Source organism: Schleiferilactobacillus harbinensis DSM 16991 (assembly GCF_000425885.1).
Classification (GTDB): Bacteria; Bacillota; Bacilli; order Lactobacillales; family Lactobacillaceae; genus Schleiferilactobacillus; species Schleiferilactobacillus harbinensis.
The window spans coordinates 97541-122302 of sequence record NZ_AUEH01000001.1; the positions used below are offsets into that span (position 1 = coordinate 97541).

22 protein-coding genes, 1 pseudogene and 1 riboswitch are annotated in these 24762 nt (G+C 53.9%); of the genes and pseudogenes, 18 read left to right on the forward strand and 5 right to left on the reverse strand.

The features are described 5' to 3' along the window. Positions 1-11 precede the first annotated feature (11 nt). Positions 12-242, forward strand: coding sequence for a cold-shock protein (locus tag H627_RS0100510; RefSeq protein WP_027827328.1), 231 nt, complete (start codon positions 12-14; stop codon positions 240-242). A gap of 193 nt (positions 243-435) precedes the next feature. Here H627_RS0100510 and H627_RS16345 read toward each other — a convergent pair whose 3' ends face one another. Both H627_RS16345 and H627_RS16350 read right to left on the reverse strand, forming a co-directional pair. Further along, a complete protein-coding gene (locus H627_RS16345) occupies positions 436-1668 on the reverse strand; it encodes a toxic anion resistance protein (protein WP_371859362.1) in 1233 nt (410 codons plus the stop codon). After that, positions 1665-2393, reverse strand: coding sequence for a 5-bromo-4-chloroindolyl phosphate hydrolysis family protein (locus tag H627_RS16350; RefSeq protein ID WP_051225041.1), 729 nt, complete (start codon positions 2391-2393; stop codon positions 1665-1667). The genes H627_RS16345 and H627_RS16350 overlap by 4 nt, the downstream gene beginning before the upstream one ends. Positions 2394-2686: 293 nt before the next feature. Here H627_RS16350 and H627_RS0100525 point away from each other — a divergent pair, with 293 nt between their 5' ends. The 10 genes from H627_RS0100525 to H627_RS0100570 all read left to right on the forward strand — a co-directional run bounded on the left by H627_RS0100525 (position 2687) and on the right by H627_RS0100570 (position 12280). Beyond that, positions 2687-3280, forward strand: a complete 594-nt coding sequence (locus H627_RS0100525) for an NUDIX domain-containing protein (protein ID WP_027827329.1) — start codon at positions 2687-2689, stop codon at positions 3278-3280. After that, on the forward strand, positions 3270-3521 hold the full coding sequence (locus H627_RS16355) for a hypothetical protein (RefSeq protein WP_051225042.1): 252 nt from the start codon (positions 3270-3272) through the stop codon (positions 3519-3521). The genes H627_RS0100525 and H627_RS16355 overlap by 11 nt, the downstream gene beginning before the upstream one ends. A 28-nt stretch (positions 3522-3549) precedes the next feature. Continuing rightward, positions 3550-4245: a 5'-methylthioadenosine/adenosylhomocysteine nucleosidase gene (locus H627_RS0100535; protein ID WP_027827330.1), complete on the forward strand. Its 696-nt coding sequence runs from the start codon at positions 3550-3552 to the stop codon at positions 4243-4245. 101 nt (positions 4246-4346) lie between these two features. Next, positions 4347-5516, forward strand: coding sequence for a cysteine desulfurase family protein (locus H627_RS0100540; RefSeq protein WP_027827331.1), 1170 nt, complete (start codon positions 4347-4349; stop codon positions 5514-5516). A gap of 78 nt (positions 5517-5594) precedes the next feature. Beyond that, the gene (locus tag H627_RS0100545; protein ID WP_027827332.1) at positions 5595-5942 is read left to right on the forward strand and encodes a DUF1831 domain-containing protein; all 348 of its coding nucleotides are present in this window, start codon (positions 5595-5597) and stop codon (positions 5940-5942) included. Positions 5943-6011: 69 nt separating this feature from the next. After that, complete coding sequence (gene mnmA, locus H627_RS0100550; protein WP_027827333.1) at positions 6012-7136, forward strand: tRNA 2-thiouridine(34) synthase MnmA; 1125 nt, start codon at positions 6012-6014, stop codon at positions 7134-7136. Between the two features lie 124 nt (positions 7137-7260). Further along, entirely contained in the window at positions 7261-7923 is a 663-nt protein-coding gene (locus H627_RS0100555; protein ID WP_027827334.1) for a histidine phosphatase family protein, read from the forward strand. Positions 7924-7947: 24 nt separating this feature from the next. Then, positions 7948-8640 carry a tetratricopeptide repeat protein gene (locus H627_RS18945; RefSeq protein WP_051225043.1) on the forward strand — a complete coding sequence of 231 codons (693 nt, stop codon included), beginning with the start codon at positions 7948-7950 and terminating at the stop codon, positions 8638-8640. After that, positions 8621-11065, forward strand: a complete 2445-nt coding sequence (recD2, locus tag H627_RS0100565; RefSeq protein ID WP_051225044.1) for an SF1B family DNA helicase RecD2 — start codon at positions 8621-8623, stop codon at positions 11063-11065. Before H627_RS18945 ends, recD2 begins: the two co-directional genes overlap by 20 nt. Before the next feature lie 3 nt (positions 11066-11068). Next, positions 11069-12280 (forward strand): GNAT family N-acetyltransferase, encoded by a 1212-nt coding sequence (locus tag H627_RS0100570; protein ID WP_027827336.1) that lies wholly within the window; start codon positions 11069-11071, stop codon positions 12278-12280. A 120-nt stretch (positions 12281-12400) separates the two neighbouring features. On the opposite strand, the gene H627_RS0100575 is transcribed toward H627_RS0100570, so the two are convergent. The 3 genes from H627_RS0100575 to H627_RS0100585 form a co-directional block, all read right to left on the reverse strand. After that, positions 12401-13411 carry a diacylglycerol/lipid kinase family protein gene (locus H627_RS0100575; RefSeq protein ID WP_051225045.1) on the reverse strand — a complete coding sequence of 337 codons (1011 nt, stop codon included), beginning with the start codon at positions 13409-13411 and terminating at the stop codon, positions 12401-12403. Positions 13412-13505: 94 nt separating this feature from the next. Further along, positions 13506-15191 (reverse strand): ribonuclease J1, encoded by a 1686-nt coding sequence (gene rnjA, locus H627_RS0100580; RefSeq protein ID WP_027827338.1) that lies wholly within the window; start codon positions 15189-15191, stop codon positions 13506-13508. A 3-nt stretch (positions 15192-15194) separates the two neighbouring features. Beyond that, positions 15195-15407, reverse strand: coding sequence for a DNA-directed RNA polymerase subunit epsilon (locus tag H627_RS0100585; protein ID WP_027827339.1), 213 nt, complete (start codon positions 15405-15407; stop codon positions 15195-15197). A 323-nt stretch (positions 15408-15730) separates the two neighbouring features. Here H627_RS0100585 and H627_RS0100590 point away from each other — a divergent pair, with 323 nt between their 5' ends. The 7 genes and pseudogenes from H627_RS0100590 to H627_RS0100620 all read left to right on the forward strand — a co-directional run bounded on the left by H627_RS0100590 (position 15731) and on the right by H627_RS0100620 (position 24679). Continuing rightward, the gene (locus H627_RS0100590; RefSeq protein ID WP_027827340.1) at positions 15731-16249 is read left to right on the forward strand and encodes a hypothetical protein; all 519 of its coding nucleotides are present in this window, start codon (positions 15731-15733) and stop codon (positions 16247-16249) included. A gap of 19 nt (positions 16250-16268) precedes the next feature. After that, a complete protein-coding gene (locus tag H627_RS0100595; RefSeq protein WP_027827341.1) occupies positions 16269-17999 on the forward strand; it encodes an ABC transporter ATP-binding protein in 1731 nt (576 codons plus the stop codon). Beyond that, a complete protein-coding gene (locus H627_RS0100600) occupies positions 17996-19777 on the forward strand; it encodes an ABC transporter ATP-binding protein (RefSeq protein ID WP_027827342.1) in 1782 nt (593 codons plus the stop codon). Before H627_RS0100595 ends, H627_RS0100600 begins: the two co-directional genes overlap by 4 nt. A 96-nt stretch (positions 19778-19873) precedes the next feature. Next, positions 19874-20428, forward strand: a complete 555-nt coding sequence (gene def, locus H627_RS0100605) for a peptide deformylase (RefSeq protein WP_027827343.1) — start codon at positions 19874-19876, stop codon at positions 20426-20428. Between the two features lie 63 nt (positions 20429-20491). Next, positions 20492-20654, forward strand: a riboswitch (M-box (ykoK) riboswitch). A gap of 224 nt (positions 20655-20878) precedes the next feature. After that, positions 20879-23510: pseudogene (gene mgtA, locus H627_RS16365) on the forward strand (magnesium-translocating P-type ATPase). 85 nt (positions 23511-23595) lie between these two features. Then, the gene (locus H627_RS0100615) at positions 23596-23898 is read left to right on the forward strand and encodes a UPF0223 family protein (RefSeq protein ID WP_027827344.1); all 303 of its coding nucleotides are present in this window, start codon (positions 23596-23598) and stop codon (positions 23896-23898) included. After that, positions 23891-24679, forward strand: coding sequence for an inositol monophosphatase family protein (locus H627_RS0100620; protein WP_051225046.1), 789 nt, complete (start codon positions 23891-23893; stop codon positions 24677-24679). Before H627_RS0100615 ends, H627_RS0100620 begins: the two co-directional genes overlap by 8 nt. Positions 24680-24762: the final 83 nt, after the last annotated feature.

A 24762-nucleotide genomic window follows, 5' to 3' on the forward strand; every position in this document is an offset into this window, starting at 1 on the left:
TAGGGAATACGATGTTGTATGGCGTCGTTAAGAGTTTTGATGAGCACCACGGGTTTGGTTTCATCACGTCGCCCACGGAGGGTGATGTCTTTGTGCATTTCACGGGGATCGTGGATGCGGGGTACAAGACATTGCATACGGGGCAGAAGGTGCAGTTCGTCGTTGTGGAGGGGAAGAATGGTCCCCAGGCGGCAGAGGTGTCGGTGATGACGGATGATGAAAAGGCCGCGCCGACGGTTTAACTGGGCTTTGCCTGCCGTGCCAAGTGCTCCGCAAGCTGCGGCAAAATGGGCTGGAACGTGGTGACGGCGCTTGCTACGCACTTGGCACTCGGTACACTGGGAGATGCGTTTCACCACATGAAAACAAGATAAATAAAGGGCTCCTGAATCCTAATTTGGATTCGGGAGCCTTTTGTGTACTGGCGGCTGGGGGTTAGACTTCGCGGCGGTTGGTGCCGTGGGTGTTGTCGGATTGGTGGCCGTGGGTGTAGTTGAGGAGCTGGTTCTTGAGGTCTTGTTCCATGGTGTCGAGTTCGCGTTCGGCATTTTTGCGCTTTTCGCGGCCCTCTTGCTGGATCTGGAGAGTTTGATTGAGGGTTTCGACCAAATCGTTCTGCGTCTTTTGCAGTGTTTCGATATCGACCACGCCGCGTTCGTTCTCCTTGGCCGTTTCGATAGACGACATCTTCAGCATCTCACTATTCTTCTTCAACAAATCATTGGTGGTTTGCGAGACTTGCCGTTGAGCGGTGACAGCGTTTTGCTGGCGCAGAAGGGTGAGGGCGATGGCCACTTGGTTTTTCCACAAGGGAATTGCCGTGTTGACTGATGCTTGGATTTTCTCGGCTAGCGCCTGATTCGTATTTTGAATCAGCCGGATCTGAGGCGCCTGCTGCAACGTGATTTGGCGGGCGAGCTGCAAGTCATAGGTCCGCTTTTCCAGTCGGACTTTGAACTGGTTCATGTCATTGACTTCTTGCAACAGCATTTGGTCGCCGCCGTCTTCCGCCTTTTTTTGCATTTCCGGGATGATTGTGTCGTTTAATTCTTTGATCTTCAACTGACCGGCGGCAATGTAAATATTCAGGGCATCAAAATACGTTTTGTTCTTTTGATACAATTCTTCCAATACCCGGTTATCGGCGAGCAGACCGTTCTTTTCACTGCCTAACTTGCCAGCAATGCCGTCGATTTGGGCCCCGATTTTTTGGTACTTCGCTGTTGTTTCATAAATCGATTGTTTGATCTTACCGAACAACCGGCGGAAGACGTTATTGTCCTCGGCCCGCAGATCGTCTGGATTGGCCTCTTTCAAGCGGTACATCAGATCCGTCAGGGCATCGCCAATCGCGCCGGTGTCCTTGCTTTGAATTTGATTCAGCATACTCTGAGAAAATTGGCCCAGCTGCTTTTGCGCCGCAGCACCGTAATTCATGACGGCCTCCTGATTATGAATATCAATCTGATTGGCCAATTCGTGGGCTTTGGCTTGTTCCTGTTCTGGTAATTTGTCGATCAAGGCGACCGCGGCGTCTTTTTCGTCTGCGCCGCCGGTTGCGGCAGGGGCCTGCATTTGCTGACTGAAGGGATCGGCGAGCAGCCCCTCCAACATATCATCCGTTGCGGGTGATGCGGTTTTATCTTGCTTCTTTGGCTCATCTGTCACGCGTGATCATCCTTCCCATCAGCCGCTGCCTGGTCGTTATCCTGAGGCTGACTGTCTTTTTCGTGGATCGCTCGCTCAGCAGTGGTCATCTCAGCGTCCATATCGGTCAGGTCAGAATGCACGAAAGCGGTGTAATCGGCCTGAATGGTTTGACTGAGCTGAGTGATCACTTCGATACTTTTGGCGAGTACCGTCCACGTATCCTTAGTCTTCACCTCATGGTGCGAAATTTCAATATATTTATCCGTTAAATTAACCAAACTGGGCAGATGGCGATAAAGAAAATCACCGGCATTGGCTAAATGCATAGGGTCATCCACAATGGCTTGGAACATTGCCTGGGAGACGCGGACCATGCCATAATTTAAATCCACGGCCTTCAACTTAGGACTTTTTTCCACATTGGCTTGCAAGTGGTCGATCTTTTCCCGCGCCTCAGCCATTTGGGCCCGGAAGAAAGTAATATCTTCATCCTGCATTCCTAATTTGCGATAGTGGGCCTGCATGCGGTTGGAAAGTGGCGGAATTTGACCGCTGGTGGGTTCCGGCGGCCGGCGTTTTTTTCTAAATAAGAAAGCCATAATTAACATGATCACTCCTATTCCGAACATCGGGTGATGAGGGATGCCGGCACACATGCGACCTGTGCCGGCGATGAGGGTGCTGCCAGCGAGGATGAGCAGCACGATGCTGAGCCAGCCCCAGCTGCGTTTTTTGTGGCTCATTGACAAAGCCTCCTATCTGATTCATCAAAGTCAGTCTAGCATAGAAGTAATGGGGGCGGGGTCAGGCTAAAGAAGGATTTTGGCCTCCGTCTTGGTCCATTGTCTGTTTGGGCGATCCACGATAGAATGGAACAGCATGGTTGGGAGAAAGGTTCTCTGTACGCCGTGCCAAGTGCTCCGCAAGCTCCGCACTTGGCACTCGGTACGCTTGGAAACGAAAAATGCCTCGCAACTTACCTTTCAATGAAATCGGGTACATTTCTATCTATTATAGCAAGAAAGCAGGCTGATTCATGTTTTCAGATGATGAAATCGCTAAATTTAAGGAAACAAAAATATCGGATAAAACCATTTATGACGGTCGTATTTTATCACTGCATGTGGAGCAGGTACGGTTGCCGAATGGGGCGGTGGCGGAGCGGGAGATTATCCATCACCATGGGGCAGTGGCCATGCTGGTTTTGAACGACGCTGGTCAGGGCGCATTTGTGACGCAGTGGCGGGAGCCGCTGCAGCGGTTGTCAGTGGAGATTCCGGCGGGAAAGCTGGATCCGGGGGAAAATGATCCGGATGAGGCGGCTCGGCGGGAATTGAATGAGGAGATTGGTTATGCACCGACGACGCCGCTAGAACCGATCACGACATTTTATTCCAGTGTGGGTTATTCAATGGAGAAACTCCATTTGTATTTCGGCCCGCATATTGCCCCAGTGGTCGATAAACGGCCGCTGGATGCAGATGAGTTTCTGCAAGTCGCTTGGCTGAGCTTAGCTGATGCCCAAGCAGCCGTGGCTGATGGTCGGATCGTGGATGCCAAAACGATCACGGCAATTTATTGGTGGGCGCTGCAGGCCGCTACAGGAAGGATGACGCCTGATGTGGGGTAAGAAAAAGCCGAGCCAGCCCCAGGGGGCCCCTGGACCGCGGGATGCGTTCAAGGCCCGGGACGCCAAACGTATCGCAGTGGAAAAAGCGTATGCAAAAAAGCAGCGCCAGGAAGCCCGGGCACTGACTGGGGACCTGGCCGAAGCCCACAGCCAGCGGTTGAAGCGGCGGCTGAATTGGACCATTTTGGCCTTAGTCCTGGCCCTAATTGCGGTTTTTCTGGTATTGTGGTTTGTTGACTAATTAATTTGAAAAGAATGGAGCTTTTTTTATGAAAATTGGTGTTTTATGCGCCATGGAAGAAGAGATTCGAACCTTGCGGGAGCATTTAGATAATGCCCAGCAAGAAACGATCGGCACGAGTACCTTCGATACGGGTACGATCCACGGTACCGCAGTAGTGCTGATCGAAAGCGGTATCGGCAAAGTCCAGGCGAGTATCAACGCGGCATTGCTGCTGGCGCACTTTCAGCCGGACTTGGTCGTCAACACGGGCTCAGCCGGCGGTATCGGCGATGGCTTGGCGGTGGGGGATGTGGTGATTTCCACCGGGGTGGCTTACCATGATGTGGACTTGACGCCAGCGGGTTATTTGCCGGGGCAATTGCCGCAAATGCCCCAGATTTTTACCAGCGACGCCCATTATTCTGCTGCTTTTGCGCAGGCCGCACAAGCGGAAGGTCATACGGTGCACACGGGTTTGATCGTCAGCGGTGATCAATTCATCGCCTCCCAGGCCCAAATCAAGCGGATCAAGGCGATGTATCCGGCAGCCTTGGCTGTGGAAATGGAAGGTGCCGCTGTGGCCCAGACAGCACACGAATTTCAGACTCCGTTTGTGGTGATTCGGGCGATGAGCGATAATGGTAACGAAGAGGCCGACACCAGTTTCGATGAATTTATCGTCGCCGCTGGGCGGCAATCGGCCAGCACTTTCCTGCGTTTCTTAGAACAGCAAGGCGTATAACTGGTTTGACGGTTTTCTTTTTACCGAACGCGTGATACACTTATTTTTCGTTAGCAACTTTTGCTAACGATATTTTTATCTCTAATGAAAGGAGTTTTGAAATGACGCAACCAATTTATTTGGATAATGCGGGCACGACCCCGCCATCGCCGGCTGTGATTCAGGCCATTGCCCAAGCAGAACAGGATACTTGGGGCAATGCTAGCTCCACCCATGCCTTTGGCCGCCATGCTAAACAGGCGTTGGAGAACGCCCGAATCGTTCTGGCCGATTCGATCAATGCCCAGCCGGGGCAGATCGTGATTACCAGCGGCGGCAGTGAGAGCGACAATACGGCTATCGTGGAGACGGCGCTGGCTCGGCAAAATTTGGGCAAGCACATTATCACCGATCAAATTGAGCACAAGGCGGTACTGGAGTCGATGCAGTATTTGGAGACTTTGGGCTTTGATGTGACCTATTTGCCCGTGGACGAGACCGGGCATGTGGCTGTTGCTGACGTGGCCAATGCGCTGCGGGACGATACCATCCTGGTCTCGATCATGGCAGGCAACAACGAGGTAGGCAGCCGCCAACCGATTCATGAAATCGGTGACTTGTTGAAGGATCATCAGGCGTGGTTCCATACAGATGCGGTGCAGGCTTACGGTTTGACTGATATTGATGTGGCCGCCGATCATATCGACTTGTTATCCACGTCGGCGCATAAGATCAATGGGCCAAAATTCATGGGGTTTCTCTATGAATCGGATAACGTACACTTTCGGCCGCTGATCAAGGGCGGCGATCAGGAACGCAAGCGCCGTGCCGGGACGGAGAACGTCCCTGGGGTGGTCGGATTTGCCACCGCGGTCAAGGCGTTGACGCCAGCCGTGAAGGCTGCCCGACAAAAATCGTTTGCTCACTTCAAGCAAATCATCATTGCTGCGCTGCAGGCGGCGGACGTGCAGTATGCGGTGAATGGTTCCCTGGCCCCCACCGAGCTGCAGCACGTGTTGAACCTGTGGCTGCCTGGCGTGCCAACGGATGCCCTGCTGGTCAACCTGGACTTGGCCGGTTTCGCGGTATCCGGGGGTTCGGCGTGTACCGCTGGCAGCTTGGAACCGTCCCACGTGCTGACCGCTATGTTCGGTGCGGACAGCCCTCGGATCCGCGAGTCAGTGCGAATCAGCTTTGGCAGTGTGAATACGACAACTCAAATTGAGGCCTTTGCGGCCGCCTTAGCCAAGATCGCCCAACGCACCCAAGCTAAGGCTGTCCCGGCCCGGTAAGCTTGGTGCCGCTAACACGCCGATGGTATTCCATGGTATCCTTAAAGGGATAAACGATGGAGAAAGGCGTGTTTGATCATGGCAATTAAACCAATTGCAAAAGTCACTGGCGATTCCGTCAGCTATAAACTGGCAAAAGAAATTAAACGGTATGCATTAATGGATGTGGGCTTCCAAGAAACCCGCAACGGGAACTTTCAATTTGATCGTTCCTTGAGCACGGAGGGACCCTATTCCCCGTCATTCCGCTTAAAAATTACGATCGCTAAAGATTTTTCCGGTCTGCAAATGACCGTCACCGATGTCTCGGGCCTGCGTTCCGTGAACATTTTCCAAAAGCAGGAAACCCAAGGTGCGGTGGAACAGTATCACTTTATTATTGATAATTTGATTCAACGGGACATTTTAGCCGCCGTTGAGCAGTAACCAAGCGTAACGTTTTGCGACCTTCAAATCGTGGAAATGTAACGTATTTCTAGAAAAGATGGTGAACGAATGACAAAACCAAACGCACAGACCCGGATCGTCGTGGGGATGTCCGGCGGGGTTGATTCCTCTGTCAGTGCTTTGTTATTGAAGCAGCAGGGGTATGACGTCGTGGGTGTCTTCATGAAGAACTGGGACGACAGCGATGACGATGGCGTCTGTACCGCCACCCAGGATTATGAAGATGTGGCCAAGGTGGCCGCTAAGATCGGTATTCCCTATTATTCCGTGAACTTTGAGAAGGAATATTGGGATCGGGTATTCCAATATTTCTTAACGGAATACAAGGCCGGCCGCACGCCGAACCCCGACGTGATGTGCAACAAGGAGATCAAATTCAAGGCCTTCTTGGAGTATGCCGAGGAGCTGGACGCGGATTATATTGCCATGGGCCACTATGCGCAGAAGACCGTCGATGCAGATGGTACCGCCCATATGCTGCGGGGGGCGGACGGAAATAAGGATCAGACCTACTTCCTGTCCCAGATCAGTCAGCAGCAGCTGGCCAAGGCCATTTTCCCCATCGGTGATCTGGAGAAGCCGGAGGTCCGGCGGATCGCTGAAGAGGCTGGTTTAGCGACAGCCCACAAGAAGGATTCCACCGGAATCTGCTTCATTGGCGAGCGGAATTTCCGCCACTTCCTCAGCGAATTTCTGCCCGCCCAGCCAGGTAAGATGGAGACGCCGGACGGCACTGTATTAGGTGAGCACACTGGCTTGATGTATTACACCATCGGCCAGCGTTCCGGCTTAGGCCTGGGCGGCAACGGCACTTCCAATGAGCCTTGGTTTGTCGTTGGTAAGGACTTAACCAAGAATGTGCTGTATGTTGATCAGGGCTTCCATAACCCGCATCTGTACGCCACATCCCTGACCGCGACGGGGACGACCTTTATCGCCCCCAATACCCGCGGCAATGACTTCCGCTGCACGGCGAAGTTCCGTTACCGCCAGCCGGATGTCAGTGTCACCGTCCATTTACAGGATGACGGCGGCATGGTCGTGGACTTCGACGAGCCGGTCCGGGCAATCACGCCGGGGCAGGCAGTCGTCTTATACGATGGCGCCGAGTGCTTGGGCGGCGCGACTATTGATCACGCTTATGCCAACACAAAAGAGCTGCAGTACGTCTAGTTTGAGTTAAAATGTCCCGCCGCCGGCAGAATCCTTGCCGCCGGCGGGATTGTTCGTTTTCCTGGGCAGGATGTCTGTTATAATGGGAAGCAAAGCAACTCACGAGAAGGAGTATTGTTGGTCAATGACAGAACTATATTTTATTCGTCACGGAAAAACTAAGTGGAACTTGGAAGGGCGCTACCAGGGCGGTCATGGGGATTCGCCGCTGTTGCCGGAGAGTTACGCCGATATTGAACAATTAGCCAAATTTTTAGCGGCGCATCGTTATCAAGCGCTGTATACCAGCCCGCTGCCCCGGGCGAAGATGACCGCTATTTTTCTGCAAGAACAGTTGGCCCAGACCTTCCCGATTTACGTCGACGACGGTTTGCGGGAGTTTAATCTGGGTAAGATGGAAGGCATGCGTTTCCCAGATGTGCAGCGGCTGTATCCTAGTCAAATCGCCGCCTTTCGCACGGCCCCGGCCAAGTACGACCCGCGCCCCATTCAGGGGGAGACATTCCCAGAGGTGATCGACCGGATGCGCGGCGTTGTCGCCAAAGCGGTCAAGCGGGACCGTACTGGTCAAGCCCGGGTGCTGTTTGTCAGCCACGGCGCGGCGCTGACTGCTTTAATTCAATCTTTGCTCGGTACGCCGTTGGCGGATATTCGCAAGCAGGGTGGTTTGACGAATACATCGACCACGATCATCTCGACCAAGGATCAAGGAAAAACGTTCCAGTTAGTGAAATGGAACGAAACTGATTATCTGCATAAGAAGTTAACGAAGACCGATACGATTTAGGTGTTGCGAAAGGAGCGCGATTTTGTGGCCGAGGATTCTGTACCGGCACCCACTGCCAAGGACCGCATTGCAGCGCGGGTGCATACGCTGGTGGCCCAAATTGACCGTGATCCGCGGGATAAAAAGGCAATGATCGAGCTGGCCCACCTGTTAGTGACCCAAAACGATCTGGATCAGGCTAGCACGCTGCTGACCAAGGCTCTGGGGCTGTTCCCAGATGATGATTTGCTGCAATACAATTTAGCCGTGGTGGCGACGGCTCAGGGTCAGTATTCGATTGCTCAGAAATTGCTGGCCCAGGTCACCGATCCGGTCTTGGCGGCCGACAAGGCTTATACGACTGGCCAAATTTATTACAAACAGCAGCAATATCCCCGAGCATTGGCCTTTGCTTTGACGGCAGTGGATCACAATGGGGCCGATGCGCAATATCAGCTGCTCTATGGGGATATTCTCAGTGCGCTGGAGAATTGGACCTTGGCGGTGCCTGCATTGCAACAGGCCGCCAGTCTGGCGCCCAAGGGATTCAAGCCGCATTTTGATTTGGGCGTCGCCTTGCTGGGGCAGGGCCAGGTGGATGAAGCCCAGGCAGTGTTGGCCCAGGCGGAAAAGATCGATCCGGCGCGTTTCCAGCATCAGCTGACCCTATTCAGTGATATTGGCCGGTTGATGCAGCGTCAGAAGGGGGCGGCCGATCATGGCAGCGACCCGCAATAAAGGGGAAGAAGCTGAAGTCACCGGGCAGGTGATGAGTATTTTCTTCCAAAACCCCACGAATTTCTTCAAGATCATGCTGCTGCATGTGGATCATATCTCGGTGCCTTGGACAGAAAGCGAGATCGTGGTCACCGGAACGTTCGGTACGGTCAAAGAAGACGATACATTGACTTGCATCGGTCATTTAGTGAATCATCCTAAATATGGCCGGCAGTTCGCGGCAGACCGCTACGAACAGGAAACCCCAACGTCTAAGAGCGGCTTGATTGCCTATCTTTCAGATAAGCAGTTTAAAGGGATCGGTCCCAAAACCGCGGAGCGGATCGTGGACCGCTTGGGTTTGGATGCCATTACGAAGATCATCAAAGATCCCCGCAGTTTGGCCGGGGTGGGGCTCACCCAGAAAGTGCAGGACGGATTCGTCGCGACGCTGAAGCAAACCTACGGGATGGAGCGGGTGATGCTTCAACTGAATACTTGGGGGATCCCCAGCAACTTGGCCAGTATGATCTACCAGCGCTATCAAGAGGAAACCCTCACCAAGTTGGAGGAAGATCCTTACCGTTTGGTGACCGATGTCACTGGTGTTGGTTTCCGCCGAGCGGACGAAATTGCCCAATCACTGCAGGTGCTGGCGACCGATCCGCGACGACTGCGCAGCGCCATTTCGGCAGCGTTCAATCGCCTCAACAATGACGAAGGGGCGATTTACACCCAGGCCCCGGTACTGCTGCACACCGCAGTGAATGTGCTGGCCCAAGGGGTCTTGCATCCAACGCCCCCCATGGCAGTGCTGAGCGACGTGTTGAAGGATATGGTGCGGGAAAGAACAGTCATCAGTGAAGACGGCCGCCTGTATTTAGCGACATATTATGAAGCCGAATGGCAAATTGCCAGCGGCTTGAAAAAGCTCCACGAGGCCGACATTGACGCGGACTGGTCGCAGAAAAAGGTCCATGCGGCAGTCACGACAGTGGCCAAGAAATTACAGGTGACATACGATGAGAGTCAAGTTGAAGCCCTAACCACTGCGCTGACCCGACCGGTCTTTCTCTTGACTGGCGGTCCGGGCACGGGTAAAACAACGGTCATCCGGGGGTTGATTGATGCCTATGCGGATCTGCATGACGTTTCCCTGGACTCGGGGGATTACACGGACACCCCGTTTCCCATTCAACTCGCTGCCCCCACTGGGCGTGCGGCAAAGCGGATGAGCGAGCTGACCGGATTGCCGGCGGGCACCATTCACCGGTTGCTGGGCTTGACCGGGCGTGATCCCGGCGAATTATTCAAGGAACCTGGCCCAATCAGTGCCCAACTCGTGATCATTGACGAAATGTCGATGGTTGACATGTTCTTGTTTCGTCAACTGATTCGCGCCATCACCCCCGGCACGCAATTGGTACTGGTGGGGGATAAGGATCAGCTGCCCTCCGTGGGCCCTGGCCAGGTCTTTGCGGATCTGCTCGCCAGCGGGAGTTTGCCGGCGTCCTACTTGACTAAGATCCACCGTCAAGCGGCCGGCTCATCGATCGTCCAAATGGCTCATGCCATCAATGACGGTATTATCCCGCCGGACCTGTTCAATAATCAGGCTGACCGCAGTTTTTTTGCTGTTTCTGCCGACCAAGTGCCGGCAGTGGTCGGCCAAGTTGTGGCCCGCGCCCGGGATAAGGGGTTCAGTCCGCTGGACATCCAGGTCTTGGCGCCCATGTACCGCGGCCCGGCTGGGGTCACTCATTTGAATGATGTACTCCAAGAAGTTTTGAATCCGGCTGCCCCGGATAATCCCAAGGAGATCGTAGTGGGTACTACCCATTACCGTATTGGCGATAAGGTACTGCAATTGGTGAACGATCCGGAGCATAACGTCTTTAACGGCGAAATCGGCCGGGTCACCGCGCTGACGCCGGCCAAGCAGGATACCGATCACCGGGACCGGCTGACCGTGGCCTTCGATGAAACGGAGGTCACGTATGGGCGGGGGGACTTTAACAGTATCACGCGAGCTTATTGCACGACCATCCATAAGGCCCAGGGGAGCGAGTTCCCGCTGGTCATTTTGCCGGTGGTCCATGAATATGGTCGGATGCTGGAACGCAATCTGCTGTATACCGCCATCACCCGGGCTGAAAAGCTGCTGATCATGGTCGGGGAGGAATCAGCGGTGACCCAAGCAATTCACCGGCCAGGGGCGCGTCGAGCGACCACGCTGCCCCAGCGGCTGCAAACGCAGTTCAAGACGGTACCTGCTCAGCGGGCTGCTCAGTCAGCGCCGGACGTTAATGAAGCAGTTGCGGCCGAATTGCCAGAGCCGCCTTTGACGTATCAGATGATCCTGCAGCATCGTATCGATCCGATGATTGGCATGACGGGCATTACGCCCCAGGATTTTCTTAACGCAACAGAAGATAAGGAAGGATAACTCATGGACGAGATACGCAATCAACTGGAGATACGCCCCGTCACAGTACACGAAGTGGATCAGTATAATGATCTTTTACGGTATGTGTTTCAAGTCACCGACCAGGAGCTGGTGGACAGCGGTTATGAATCGGGGGAAATCGTCCGGGCTAAATTGCCCGTAATCAAGGAATCTGATGTGATCGGCTGGTTTAAGGACAAAGAGCTGGTAAGTTCCATGGCCATTTACCCCTGTACCGTGAATATTCACGGGGTATTGTACGCCATGGCCGGGTTGACCGGAGTGGGTACCTACCCGGAATATTCTGGACACGGGTTGATGCATGATCTGATCAAAGTGGGACTGAACCATATGCGGGCGCACGAGCAGTGGATCTCTTTTCTTTACCCGTATTCCATTCCGTTTTATCGCGAAAAGGGCTGGGAGATCATCTCTGATCATCTGACTTTTGACGTCCGCGACACCCAATTGCCCAAACAAGAAGTGGTGCCCGGCCACGTGGAACGGGGCGACATTGATGATCCCGATGTGTTCAAGACCTATGACCGTTTTGCCCATCAGACGCACGGAGCAATGATCCGTAATCAGCTGAATTGGGACGAATACTGGCGTTGGGAGAACGAAGAAGAACGCTTCGTGGGTATTTATTATGATGCTCAGGAGCGGCCTACCGGCTATGTGATGTATTGGATTGCCGATGAAGTTTTCCACGTGAAAGAAATGATTTACCTGAATCAGGAAGCGCGGATGGGGTTATGGAATTTCATTGGCGCCCATTTTTCGATGATCACCCATGTGCGGGGCAATATCTATAAGGATGAGCCGCTGGCGTTCTTACTGGATGATGGTGATATCAAGGAGACGATCAAGCCTTACTTCATGGGGCGCATTGTGGACGTTGAGCAATTCTTGAAGCAGTTTCCTTTTGAGCCGGGGACGACGCCGCTCCATTTTAATATCAGTGATCCGTTGGCGGATTGGAACAACGGGGTCTTTGGTATTTATTGGGAAAAGGATGGTCGGGTGCATGTGACTCGGCGGCCGGTGGGGGAAAGCGTGACCTGCGATGTGCAGACGCTGACCACGATGCTGATGAGTTACAAACGGCCGTCTTACTTAGCGCAGATTGAACGGTTGACGGCGTCAAAGGCGGCTATTAAGCAGTTGGAGCAGGTTATTCCGCAGCAGACGCCTTATTTTTCGGACTACTTCTGATGTAGCGTCGGGACAAAACAACATCTCTGCTTGCGGAGCATTGGCACTACCACCGTTATACTTCAAACTATTTCTCAATCTAAAAAATCGTCCCCAGAATTTTCTCTGGAGACGATTTTTTCATAGTTGATCATAGTTGTCCAACGGGAGCCAGAAGGGTTGCTGGCAGACGTCGAAGGAAAAGTCGTAGATTTGCTGGCCCATAATTTCGCCGTCTTCTTGGCCGTATTCGGGTTCGCCAAAGGTGAGGTCTAATCGTTTGGTGACGAAGTGGTGGGCGCGTTTGCGGTTGAGGTGGTTATGGAACAAGACCATCAAGGCAAACAGGCCAAGAAATTGGAGGGCGCTTGTGCGTTCCAGGACCACCAAGTCCAGCTTGCCGTCCCGCATGGAGGCGGTGGGGGCAACGGGCACGCCGCCGCCGAAGAAGGGATGATTGGTGGTCGTGACCAGACAGGCCTTGGTGAAGCGTTGAGTACCAGTGTCGGTAGTAATTCGGACGGCGAAGGGGCGTTGTTTGAAGAGAGCGCCGAAGAAATGTACCGGGTAGGCCAAACCGCCCAGATGGATCAGGTTCAGCGCCCGTTTGACCCGGGAATCGTTGGTCGTCGATACGACCCGACCGTCAAAACCAATGCCCACGTTGTTGGTGAAGTACTCCTGGCGCTGTTGGCGGTGATCTACGTAATGACCGATGTCCAACGGCCGGGCCCGGGTGACGGCCAGCACTTCGCGCAGGGCCTTTTCCGGATCTTGGGGCAGGCCCACGGCTCGGGCAAAATCATTGCCCGAGCCGGATGGGACGTAAGCAATGGGCAGCGGCGTCAAGTGCGGGTTATCCCGGACCGCGGATTGGACCCCATTGACTGTTTGATGCAGTGTACCGTCACCGCCCAGAACTAAGAGCACCATTTGCCGGTCAGCGGTGGGTTGTTCGGTGCGGGTCAAAGAACGGGCCCAGATGGTCGTATGGCCGGGGTACTGCGATTCATAAACGTGGAAAGAGACCCCGGCGGCTTCGAGCATTTTCAAAATCGTGGGCCACACTTTCCCGGCGTTGCCGTTGCCGGCATGGGTGTTCACCAGTACTGCGTAATGCACTGGTGCTGTTGGCTGTTGCGCATCCGCCAATCTTGGTCAACCTCTCCCTGGACCCCCAGCGGGGGCAAAATGACAAACAAAAGCCAATCAGCACGAAGGCTGATTGGCAACGAACGAGTCCGCTTTACTTGGCATTGACCAGCATGGGTAAAATCATCGGATGGCGTTCAGTCTTCGTAAATAAGAAATCCTGCAACGTATCGGTGATTGCATCCCGGATGGCCCCTTCACTGGGCGGGGTATCACCCTTGAAAGTACCGCGGATCGCCCGGAAGACCCGGCGCTGCGCTTGACTGATCAATTCGCCGGATTCCCGCATGTACACAAAGCCGCGGGAAAGAATATCCGGGCCGGCCAAAATATCGCCGTGCTGATAGTCGATCGTGGCAACGACCACGACCAAACCTTCTTCGGACAATACCCGGCGATCTTTCAGGACAACACTGCCGACGTCACCAACACCGCTGCCGTCAACGTAGACGTCATCAGCGGCGAAATGGCCGGCAATGCGAGCAGAGTCCTTGGTCAGAGCGAGCACGTCACCATTTTCCATAATGAATGAATGATCCTTTGGTACACCGCACAATTCAGCCAGATCGGTATGGATCCGCAGCATCCGGTATTCCCCATGGATCGGCATGAAGTACTCCGGCTTCATCAGCCGCAGCATCAGTTTTTGCTCTTCCTGACCGCCGTGACCAGAGGTATGGATGTTGTTGACTTTACCGTGGATCACATGCGCGCCAGCTTCTTCCAACAGGTTGATCGTATGGTTCACGGATGTGGTATTCCCAGGAATCGGGTTGGACGAGAAGACCACCGTGTCCCCTGGTTGGATATGAATCTGCCGGTGGGTACCGGCGGCGATTCGGGAGAGGGCGGCCATCGGTTCACCCTGGGAGCCGGTACACAGAATCATGACTTTGTTGGCCGGTAGGTGATTCAATGTGTTGACATCCACCATTTCTTCATCAGGAATGTGCAAATATCCTAACTCGCGGCCATTAACGATCGCGGCTTCCATGCTCCGCCCAAAGACCGCAATTTTTCGGCCATTCGCCATGGCCGTTTCACTGGCCTGAGCGATTCGGGAAATATTTGAGGCGAAAGTGGCGAAAATGATCCGGCCTTCGATTTTTTCAAAAATATGGCGCAGCGACTTGCCGACAAACCGTTCCGACTTGGTGAAGGTGGGAATTTCGGCATTGGTGGAGTCCGACATTAATAGTAAGACGCCATCGGAACCGAGTTTCGCCATCCGCTGCAAGTTCGGCGCCGGCTGATCGCCCACTGGGGTCAAATCAAACTTATAGTCGCCGGTTTGGACAATAATGCCCTGGGGCGTGTGCACTGCGATCCCGAGGGTATCGGGAATCGAGTGGGTGGTGCGGAAGAACGTGACACTGAGCTTGCGGAATTTCAGCTCCGAGTCTTCATTCAATTCATGCAGCTCCGTGCTCCGCAACAAGTTGCGTTCTTCCAGCTTGCTCTTAATCAGCGCCAGCGCCAGCGGACCGGCATAAATAGGAATCTCCGGTAATTGCTGCAACAGGAACGGAATCCCGCCGATATGGTCTTCGTGCCCGTGGGTAATGACCAGAGCCTTGATCTTCGACCGGTTTTTGACCAAATACTGATAGTCAGAAATGACGTAATCAATGCCTAGCAGATCATCTTCGGGGAACTTGATCCCGGCATCGATGACCACAATTTCATCCTGAAATTGCACGCCATACATGTTTTTGCCGATTTCGCCTAATCCCCCAATGGCAAAAACGGCAACTTCGTTATTCTTGATATGAATGGCCATACATTAAAACTCCGTCAATTTGAAGTCCGGGCTCTTTTGCTCGTACGCCAAATGATTACCGGTCAGCTCTTGGATCATTTCAACATTATAGGGGGTGTTTTTCTCCACCAGCTGACGCGCAGCAACCAGGTTGTCTGCTTCTAAATAAAGGGTCTGAGTCGACTCCCGCCGGGGAGTTTGGGTCAAGTTCGGTTGGTACAATACTTTGTAGATCATAAAAATAAATCTCCTTCTGAATTCATTAAATTCCGCACGTGAGGTTGATGCAAGACATCAACGATTAAAGAAAATTGTAGCATAAAACAAGGGGGGCGCCAAGTTAGAGGGCGCAAGCCGGCTGTCCTTCTGCCCTTGCCTCTGTCGGCTGGCGCCCGTTTAGGCATGTCCCAGCGGAGCACTTGGCACGGCAGTGAGGGTCCAGTCGTCTACATTACACTGCCATGACGTTTCCCCGGTGTCTGTGGTGTTTTCCTTCAAGTTTTGCTAAAGTGGTTACCATAGTAAGTATCGTTTGGATGCAATCTGGAGAGAGTGGGCCCATGCAGTGGATTATTTTCGCCCTGATCGTCATTGGGGTGGCGGCCGTGGCCGCCTTTTATGGTTTTCGGATATGGCGCCGGCGCCGCACGATGAAAAATATGCGGGCGTACACCAGCCGGGTCACCGCCCGGGTCGTTAATCGGGCGCTGCGTCAACTACAAGGGACAACGAGTCAGTGGCAGGAGAAGCATCTGCCTTTGACCCCGATTGCCCATACCCGGGATTGGGGTCACAAAGCGATCATGGTCTATGAATTTGCCTACACCGGTCCGGCTTTGACTGTCGCGGCCACGGCGCGTGCCGAATTGCAGCATGCCGTCAACGCAGCGGCCCAACAGGAGGGTATCGTGGGCGCGGTCATGGACGTACCGCCCTTTGCCATTGTGGATGTGTGGCAGCGGCAGGATGAACGGCATTTTTCCGTGGCTTTCCAGATCAACCAAGCCACGATTGAATACGTGCAAGATATTACGCGGGCCGCGCGGGAAGATGCGGCGGCTCAGGAGAAGAAAGACTAGAGAAAAGGAGCGTGTTTTTTTGCGCCTGATGTTACGTTACGTTCTTCGATATAAGCGATTGCTTTTGGGGAACTTTATCTGTGTATTTGGTTTTATTATTTTGGAACTCGGTTTGCCGACGATGCTGGCGCGGATGATCGATGAGGGAATCAATACCCGGCGCCCGGATCGAATCTGGTTTTACGGGATGGTCATGGTCGGGGTGGCCTTGATCGGCTTGATTGGGCTGATTGGACTGGCTTATTTCGCCAGCCGGATCACCACCAATGTCGTTCGAGATATGCGGGACGATATTTTTGCCCGCACGATTCGTTTTTCCCATGAAGAGCACAATGCCGTGGGGACGGCGTCATTGATTACCCGGACGACGAATGATGCCTTCCAGATCATGAACTTCTTGCAGATGATTCTGCGCACCGGTTTCATGACCCCTTTAATGATCATTGCCAGTGCCTTTTTAATTGTGCGCACCAGTCCGCGCTTGGCCTGGATGGTGTTTGCCGGTATTCCGCTGCTGCTGCTCGGCGTATGGCTGATTGCGGTCCTGTCTAAGCCGCTTTCGGAGAAACAGCAGGGCAATTTAGACAGCATCAACGGCCGGATGCGGGAACAATTATCGGGTATCCGGGTGATTCGGGCTTTTGTGCGGGAAAAATTTGAACAAGCCCGCTTTGGTGAAGTGAACGACGCTTACGCCAACAGTTCCATCAAACTATTTACCCTGATGGCTTTTGCGCAGCCTGGTTTCTCGATGGTACTGAATGTGATCACCGGAGTCATCATCTGGCAGGGCGCCGTGGCGATTGGTCAAGGCCAGCTGGCTGTCGGCTCATTGATCGCGTTCATTGAATATATTTTCCATGTACTTTTTTCCTTTATTCTTTTTGCCAGCGTTTTCATGATGTATCCCCGGGCGGCGGTTTCAGCTGGCCGAATTGAGGAATTGTTGAACGCTAAAAATGAAATTGAAGGCAAGGATGGCCAGGCGTCACGCGGTCGCGGTGCCGCTGGCGTGGTCTTTGATCACGTGGACTTTGCCTATCCCGGCAATAGCGAAGCAGCTGTGCTGCACGATATCTCGTTTAGCGCCCAGCCGGGGCAGACAGTGGCCTTCATTGGCAGTACCGGCAGCGGCAAGTCCACTTTGATTCAGTTGATTCCGCGATTATTTGATGTGAGTGCCGGGCGGATTTTGGTGACCGGGACGGATGTGCGGGATTACGCGGTCAAAGCATTACGGTCAAAGATTGGGTTTGTGCCCCAAAAAGCGGTGCTGTTTACCGGGACCATTGCGGATAATCTCCGTTATGGTGCCCAGGAAGCAACGGATGACGATCTTTGGGAGGCCCTGCGCATCGCCCAAGCGGCGGATTTCGTGCGGGAACAGCCTGACGGCTTGCAATCGATTTTGACCGAAGGCGGGACCAATCTGTCTGGCGGACAAAAGCAGCGCTTAGCCATCGCCCGGGCCATCGTCCGGCGGCCGGATATTTATATTTTTGATGACAGCTTTTCAGCTTTGGATTACCAAACCGATGCTGAGCTGCGGGCAAACTTAGCCCAAGTGACTCAGCAAGCAATCGTCTTTATTGTGGCCCAGCGGGTCGGCACGATTCGCCATGCGGATCAAATCGTCGTGCTGGATAATGGGGAACTGGTCGGTATGGGCACCCATGAACAGCTCATGGCCACCAATCCGATCTATCAGGAAATTGCCCGGTCGCAACTCAGTGAGGAGGAATTAGCATGAGCCGCGGATTGTTTACTTTACGTCGTTTGTTCCGTTATATCCGCCCCTATCGCTGGTCCTTCTTTGGGGCGTTAGCCGCCACTTTGATCTCGGTAGTGAGCAATGCCATTTGGCCGGTGATCATGGGCTTAGCAGTGACCCGGATTGGGGTCAATGTGGCCGCCCATGCAGCGATTGACTTGCCCTATGTGGCCAAAGTGGTGGTGGCCATGCTGGCCAATGCCCTGGTGTATCAAGTGACTTTGTTTCTTTCTACCTATTGGATGACGATTGCTGTCCAGCGGGCGATGCGCGACTTGCGCCAGGATCTGAGCGACAAGTTGAATCGGCTGCCGGTCCAGTTCTTTGACAGCCATACCCAGGGCAACTTGCTATCCCGGGTGACCAATGACGTGGACGCCATTACGAACGCCTTGCAGCAAGGGGTGGTGCAAGTGGTGACCTCAGTGATTGGTATCTCGCTGGCGGTCGTGATGATGTACTCCATCAACTGGCTGATGGCCACGATCATGTTGTGGATGCTGCCAGCGTCATTCTTGATTTCTCGGTTTGTCGTTCGCCGCAGCCAGCCTTATTTCCAGGCTCAGCAAAATGCCCTGGGTGAATTGAACGGCACGGTCCAGGAATCGTTCACGGGCTTTACGGTGATCAAACTTTATGGTCAGGAACGGGACGCAGAGAAGAAATTTGCTGGCGCCAACCATAAGCTCGCTGCCAAGGGCTTTAATGCCGCCTTTATTTCCGGCATGATGAGTCCCCTAGTCGGGTTCACCGCCAGCTTGAGTTATGCGGCGGCGGCCACCTTGGGCGGGCTGAACGTGTTAGCCGGCCGGATCCCCTTGGGGAACCTGCAGGCTTTCGTGCAGTATATTTGGCAGGTCAACCAGCCTTTGTCCACGCTGACTCAGCTGTCGGCGGTATTCCAATCCGCCGCGGCTGCCACCAAGCGGGTGTTCAACATTTTGAACGAGCCGGAAGAAAAAGACACCGTCACAGCGAAACTGCCCACGACGGGGGCGGTCCGCGGCCGAGTGGAATTTAAACACGTCTCTTTCCGCTATCGGGAAAATCAGCCGTTGATTGAAGACTTGAACTTCGTGGCCGAACCAGGCCAAACTGTGGCCATTGTTGGGCCAACGGGGGCCGGTAAAACGACGATGATCAATCTTTTGCTGCGTTTCTATGATATTGATTCCGGCGAGATTCTGGTGGATGGTGTGAACATCCAGGATATTGCCCGCAGCGCGCTGCGCGAACAGTTTGGGATGGTTCTTCAGGATGCCTGGCTGTATCGCGGCTCGATTGCCGATAATATCCGTTTCGGCCGGTTGGATGCCGATGAATACGAAGTGGTGCAGGCCGCTAAGACGGCCAACGTCGATCACTTCGTGCGGACGCTGCCCAATGGGTACCAGATGCAGATCAACGAAGACGCGGACAACATTTCCCAAGGGCAAAAGCAGCTTCTGACTATTGCCCGGGCGGTGATCAAGAATCCGCCGATGATGATTTTGGACGAGGCCACCAGTTCCGTGGATACCCGATTAGAGCTGCTGCTCCAGCGGGCGATGGATCGGGTCATGGCCCACCGCACGAGTTTCGTCATCGCCCATCGGTTATCAACGATTCGAGATGCAGATTTGATCCTGGTGATGCGCCATGGGCAAATTATTGAGCAGGGGAACCATGACGCGCTGCTGGCGGCCAATGGGTTCTATGCCCGGTTGTACAATTCCCAGTTTGCGGACGCCGATCAACTGGCGGACGAAAGCGATTAGCACTTAAGAAAAGGCCGTATCCTTTACCGGGGGCGGCTTTTCGTTTATTTTGTGGTACTATTGAGAATGAAAAATAATTGGAAAGCAGGGTATATTGTGATTTTAATGAAAGACATCGTGCGGGACGGCGATCCCGTTTTGCGGGCCGTCGCCAAACCCGTCTCCTTTCCGCTGAGTGCAGAGGATAAGAAATTGGCTGATGATATGATGGAATACCTGGTCAACAGTCAGGATCCGGATATTGCTAAAAAACATCAGCTCCGGGCCGGCGTGGGCCTGGCTGCCCCGCAAGTCGGCCGCTCGATTCAAATGGCCGCGGTGCTGGTACCGGATAACGACGGCAAGATCATTCTCAAAGAGGTCCTGTCGAATCCCGTGATTACTCGCGAGTCCGTCCGGCCGGCAGCGTTAGCCGAAGGCGAAGGGTGCTTGTCGGTGGATGAAGATGTCCCGGGGTATGTGCCCCGCCATGACCGAGTAACGATCCGCTATCAAGATTTGACTGGGGCGAAGAAGACGTTGCGGCTGAAGGATTACCCCGCTATTGTCTGCCAGCATGAGATCGACCATCTCCGCGGACACCTGTTTTACGATCATATTGACAAGAAGCATCCGTTTAACATCGCTTCGGATGCCGTGATCGTCCAATAGGAAACGCCCGGTTTGACACACTTGGTGTACTCTCGTATACTTAAGCTAATAACGAATTGAATCGCCGTACCCTGTTAGGTGAGGCTCCTGTACGAATATATGCTGCTGCTCAGAAACATCGAGAGATGCCAACGAGTCAACCGGAATTGCTGAAGAAGGCTTTTCCTAATGCAGCTGAACGATGTTCTACGTCGTACAGTGCTAAAGCTCAACGTCGGGACATTCCATTTTTGGTGTGCTCGCGTGAGCACACCATTTTTTTGTACAGAATAAGCCCACCACTGGGCGGCGATCATCGATGAAAGGATGGTGATTGGAATGAAACACGAACCCTTACCTGGCCCTGCTGATCCGGATGATAGACCGCGCAGGGTAAGTTTCATTTGGTCACCATTCTGTCTGTAAGAATGGTGCCGCAACTCCCCCTGCGCTGTAGAGAGGAGTTTGACAGTGTTCATTAAAAAGAATCACACCCAACTGGCTGCTGAGAAGCAGACTGAATTAAAGCAATTGAGCGGCTACACCCAAGACCAAATTCTGGCCCAACTCCAGACCCGGCTCAGTGGGCTGGACGAGGCCGAAGTGGGCCAACGGCAATTACAATACGGCGAAAACACCGTGCGGTCCCAAGGAGCGCTGCCGGCGTATCGGGTATTGCTCGCCGCGTTCAATGATCCATTTGTCTATGTCTTATTGTTTTTGATGATCGTTTCGGCGCTGACCAATGATCGGGACGGGGCGATCGTCATGGCCATCATGATCCTGTTATCCGTGCTGATCCGGTTTACCCAAGAATACCGGTCCCAGAAGGCCAGCGCGGCGCTGACGAAGCTGATCCAGAATACCACCGCCGTGACTCGCGGCGGGATCACCCGGGAACTGCCCATGGACGCAGTAGTGCCGGGGGACATCGTGACCCTGAGCACTGGCGACATGATTCCGGCGGATGCTTATTTGTTAACGACCAAGGACTTGTTTGTCAATCAGTCCTCACTCACCGGCGAAGCGATGCCGGTGGAAAAGCGCGCGCACTTCGATTTATCCGAACTGTCTGACGAAGCGACGGCTTTTGACTATCCGAATCTGGTGTACATGGGCACTGATGTCCTATCCGGGTCCGGTCTAGCGGTCATTTTGAAGACTGGGGCGGATACGTTCTTCGGCGATATTGCCCAGAGTGCCACCGAAGTGCAGGGTCCCAGCAATTTTGATACGGGGATGCGCCAGATCAGCCGTTTCTTGATCGGTATGATGCTGATTCTGGTACCGATCGTCTTTCTGATCAATGGCTTGACCAAGCACGATTGGTCCCAGGCTTTCTTCTTCGCGATTGCCGTGGCGGTGGGGCTGACCCCAGAGATGCTGCCAATGATCGTGAACAGCAATCTGGCGAAGGGTGCTTTGGCGATGGCCAAAAAGAAAGTCATCGTCAAGCATCTGCACGCCATTCAAAATCTTGGCGCGATCGACACGTTATTTACCGATAAAACGGGGACCATTACGGAAGACCGAGTCGTCGTCATGCGGCATGTTGACGCCTTGGGTGAAAAGGACGACTCCGTACTGCGGCTCGCCTATATGAACTCGAATTATCAAACCGGCTGGCGCAATCTAATGGATCAGGCCGTCATTGATTACGTCGCGAAACATAAAGAAGAATTAAGCGACATTCCCGATAAGCTGACGAAAGTGGATGAAATTCCGTTTGACTTTGATCGGCGGCGCCTCACGGTTGTCGTCGACAGCGGCGACCATCAATGGATGATCACCAAAGGGGCGTTCGAGGAAATGATCCACGTGTCTGACTATGTCTTGATCAACGGTCAGGTCACTCCGATGACCGGCGCCTTGCACGACCGGCTGGTCCAGACCAATGACGCATTGAACCAAGCCGGCATGCGGGTACTGGCCGTGGCCTACCGGATGGATGTCCATGAGCAAAGTGTGTATGCTGTTGCGGATGAACATAACATGATCTTAGCCGGTTTTCTCGGCTTCTTGGATCCGGCCAAGCCGGATGCGAAGGAGGCCATCAGTCTGCTGAATGACCACGGCGTCCACGTGAAGGTTTTGACCGGGGATAATGCCATTATTACCCAGCACGTTGCCCAGCAAGTGGGAATCGCCAATACAGCGGTGCTCGCCGGCAACGATGTGGATGACATGGATGATCAAACTTTGACCAAGGCCGTCAACACCCACGATTTATTTGTCAAACTGAATCCGTTGCAAAAGGCTCGGATCATCAATGTGATGAAAGGGCACGGGCACACAGTGGGGTTCATGGGCGACGGAATCAACGACGCTCCAGCGCTGCGCCAAGCCGACGTGGGCATCTCTGTGGATAATGCGGCCGACATCACCAAAGACGTGAGCGGCATTATCCTGTTGGAGAAGTCGCTCCTGGTTTTAGAAGACGGCATCTTGGAAGGCCGGCGAGTTTACGCCAATGCCATGAAATATATCAAGATGACGATCTCCTCGAACTTCGGGAATGCCTTATCGGTACTCATTGCCAGCATTTTCCTGCCGTTTCTGCCGATGCTGTCGATCCAGCTGCTGGTCCAAAATCTGATTTACGATACGGCCCAGATGGCGATTCCCTGGGACAACGTGGACGATGAGACCTTTGGCCCAGCCGACACCATGGCGGGCGGAGGGGCTGTTCCGCTATACCGTGCTGTTCGGCCCATTATCATCGATCTTTGACGTCCTGACCTTCCTCTTCCTGTGGTTCGGTCTCGGCATCGGCGCCCACGCGGCCAGTATTCCGTGGCAGCACGTTTTCCAGGCCGGCTGGTTTGTGGAAGGGTTGTTCACGCAAACTCTGATCGTGCATATTTTCCGGACGCGGCATATCCCCAGTCTAAGGACGCCGGCCAGCGCTGTTGTCCTGCTGTCGACGGCACTGGCTTTAGCCGTAGGCGGGTTGCTTGTCCTGACGCCGTTGCGGACGGCTTTTGATTTTGGCCGCTTGCCCTGGCATTTCTGGCCAATAGTGCTCCTGATTATCGCTGGGTATATTCTGACCGTTGAGATCAGCAAGGCCCTCTACGTCCGGCGAACCGGGGAGTGGTTGTGAGAAATGTCCCGACCGCTGTTGGCAGGGCCAGTGCCATTCGCTACAATGGAACTAACGAAACGCACCACGAAGGAGTTCATTAATTGTGACGAAAGCGACGCACGAATATTCATATCCCTTGCGCTCGGAATGGTCCACGGCGGAGGTCACCACCGTGATGGCCTTTTACAACGCGGTGGAAGAAGCCTATGAGGGCGGCACCGCCACCGCTGATTTGCTGGATGCTTACGCGGCCTTTAAGACCGTGGTCCCGGATAAAATGACAGAAAAACAGTTGGACGCCGCCTTCACGGAGGCGTCCGGCTATTCCCTGTACCGGGCCGTCCAAGCGGCGAAGCAGGCGGCGGGGCCGACCGTCCAGTTGACAGGCGGTGAGCAGCGTGGATAAGGCAGAAACGGCGTTGCTCGCCCTGCGGATGCGGGATTGGGTCTCCCAGGCCGGGGCCCATATCCGCCATCACATCCACGACCCGCTGCACGTCCAAACGAAGAGCAGCCGCAAGGATCTGGTGACGAATCTCGACAAACAGACTGAATGGGATTTAATTGCGGCCATTCGCACTGAATATCCCCAGGCTCAGATCATGGGCGAAGAAGGCAGCGGCGATCACGTCACGGATCTCAAGGGCCTAGTATTCTTTGTTGATCCCATTGACGGCACCATGAATTTTGTCAAACAGAAATATAATTTTGCCATTATGATTGGCGCGTATATTGACGGCGCGCCCCATGTGGGGGTCATCCTGAACGTCATGCGGCAGGAACTGTACTGGGGCGGACCGCAACTGGGTGTTTTCAAAAATGAGACACCCATTAAAGCCGTTTCGCCGCTTTCCTTGGCAGACGGGCTATTCGGAATCAATTCCGGCATGCTGGCCTACGACCGCTATCATAGCCATCAGTTATTCAAGACCAGTGCCGGGATGCGGATCCTGGGCAGTGCCGGCATTGAATATATTCAGCTGCTGGAAGGCCGCCAAGTGGCCTACCTGAGCCATTTGGCCCCCTGGGACGTGGCCGCGGGCCGCGTCATGGCTGAAACGCTGGGGATGTCGGTGAGCCGTCTTGACGGTCACCCGCTTGATATGCTATCATCAGGCGATGTATTAATAGCGACAGCGCCGACTGTGGCTGACATCCGGGCCATCGCGCTGGATCAGCCCAGATAACGGCAATTTGAGTTAGGCAGTAGGCAGAGACTGGTACCGAAGGGGCCAGTCTCTTGTCATATGAACATCATTGTACCGCTTAC

Excerpts from the sequence above, each read along its gene's own strand:
- H627_RS0100590 (WP_027827340.1), top strand. The coding sequence starts at position 15,731 with ATGCAGTGGATTATTTTCGCCCTGATCGTCATTGGGGTGGCGGCCGTG.
- H627_RS0100540 (WP_027827331.1), top strand. The coding sequence starts at position 4,347 with ATGACGCAACCAATTTATTTGGATAATGCGGGCACGACCCCGCCATCG.
- H627_RS0100585 (WP_027827339.1), bottom strand. The coding sequence starts at position 15,407 with ATGATCTACAAAGTATTGTACCAACCGAACTTGACCCAAACTCCCCGG.
- rnjA (WP_027827338.1), bottom strand. The coding sequence starts at position 15,191 with ATGGCCATTCATATCAAGAATAACGAAGTTGCCGTTTTTGCCATTGGG.
- H627_RS0100510 (WP_027827328.1), top strand. The coding sequence starts at position 12 with ATGTTGTATGGCGTCGTTAAGAGTTTTGATGAGCACCACGGGTTTGGT.
- H627_RS0100545 (WP_027827332.1), top strand. The coding sequence starts at position 5,595 with ATGGCAATTAAACCAATTGCAAAAGTCACTGGCGATTCCGTCAGCTAT.
- recD2 (WP_051225044.1), top strand. The coding sequence starts at position 8,621 with ATGGCAGCGACCCGCAATAAAGGGGAAGAAGCTGAAGTCACCGGGCAG.
- H627_RS0100570 (WP_027827336.1), top strand. The coding sequence starts at position 11,069 with ATGGACGAGATACGCAATCAACTGGAGATACGCCCCGTCACAGTACAC.
- H627_RS0100525 (WP_027827329.1), top strand. The coding sequence starts at position 2,687 with ATGTTTTCAGATGATGAAATCGCTAAATTTAAGGAAACAAAAATATCG.
- H627_RS16355 (WP_051225042.1), top strand. The coding sequence starts at position 3,270 with ATGTGGGGTAAGAAAAAGCCGAGCCAGCCCCAGGGGGCCCCTGGACCG.
- H627_RS0100600 (WP_027827342.1), top strand. The coding sequence starts at position 17,996 with ATGAGCCGCGGATTGTTTACTTTACGTCGTTTGTTCCGTTATATCCGC.
- H627_RS16350 (WP_051225041.1), bottom strand. The coding sequence starts at position 2,393 with ATGAGCCACAAAAAACGCAGCTGGGGCTGGCTCAGCATCGTGCTGCTC.
- H627_RS0100555 (WP_027827334.1), top strand. The coding sequence starts at position 7,261 with ATGACAGAACTATATTTTATTCGTCACGGAAAAACTAAGTGGAACTTG.
- H627_RS0100535 (WP_027827330.1), top strand. The coding sequence starts at position 3,550 with ATGAAAATTGGTGTTTTATGCGCCATGGAAGAAGAGATTCGAACCTTG.
- mnmA (WP_027827333.1), top strand. The coding sequence starts at position 6,012 with ATGACAAAACCAAACGCACAGACCCGGATCGTCGTGGGGATGTCCGGC.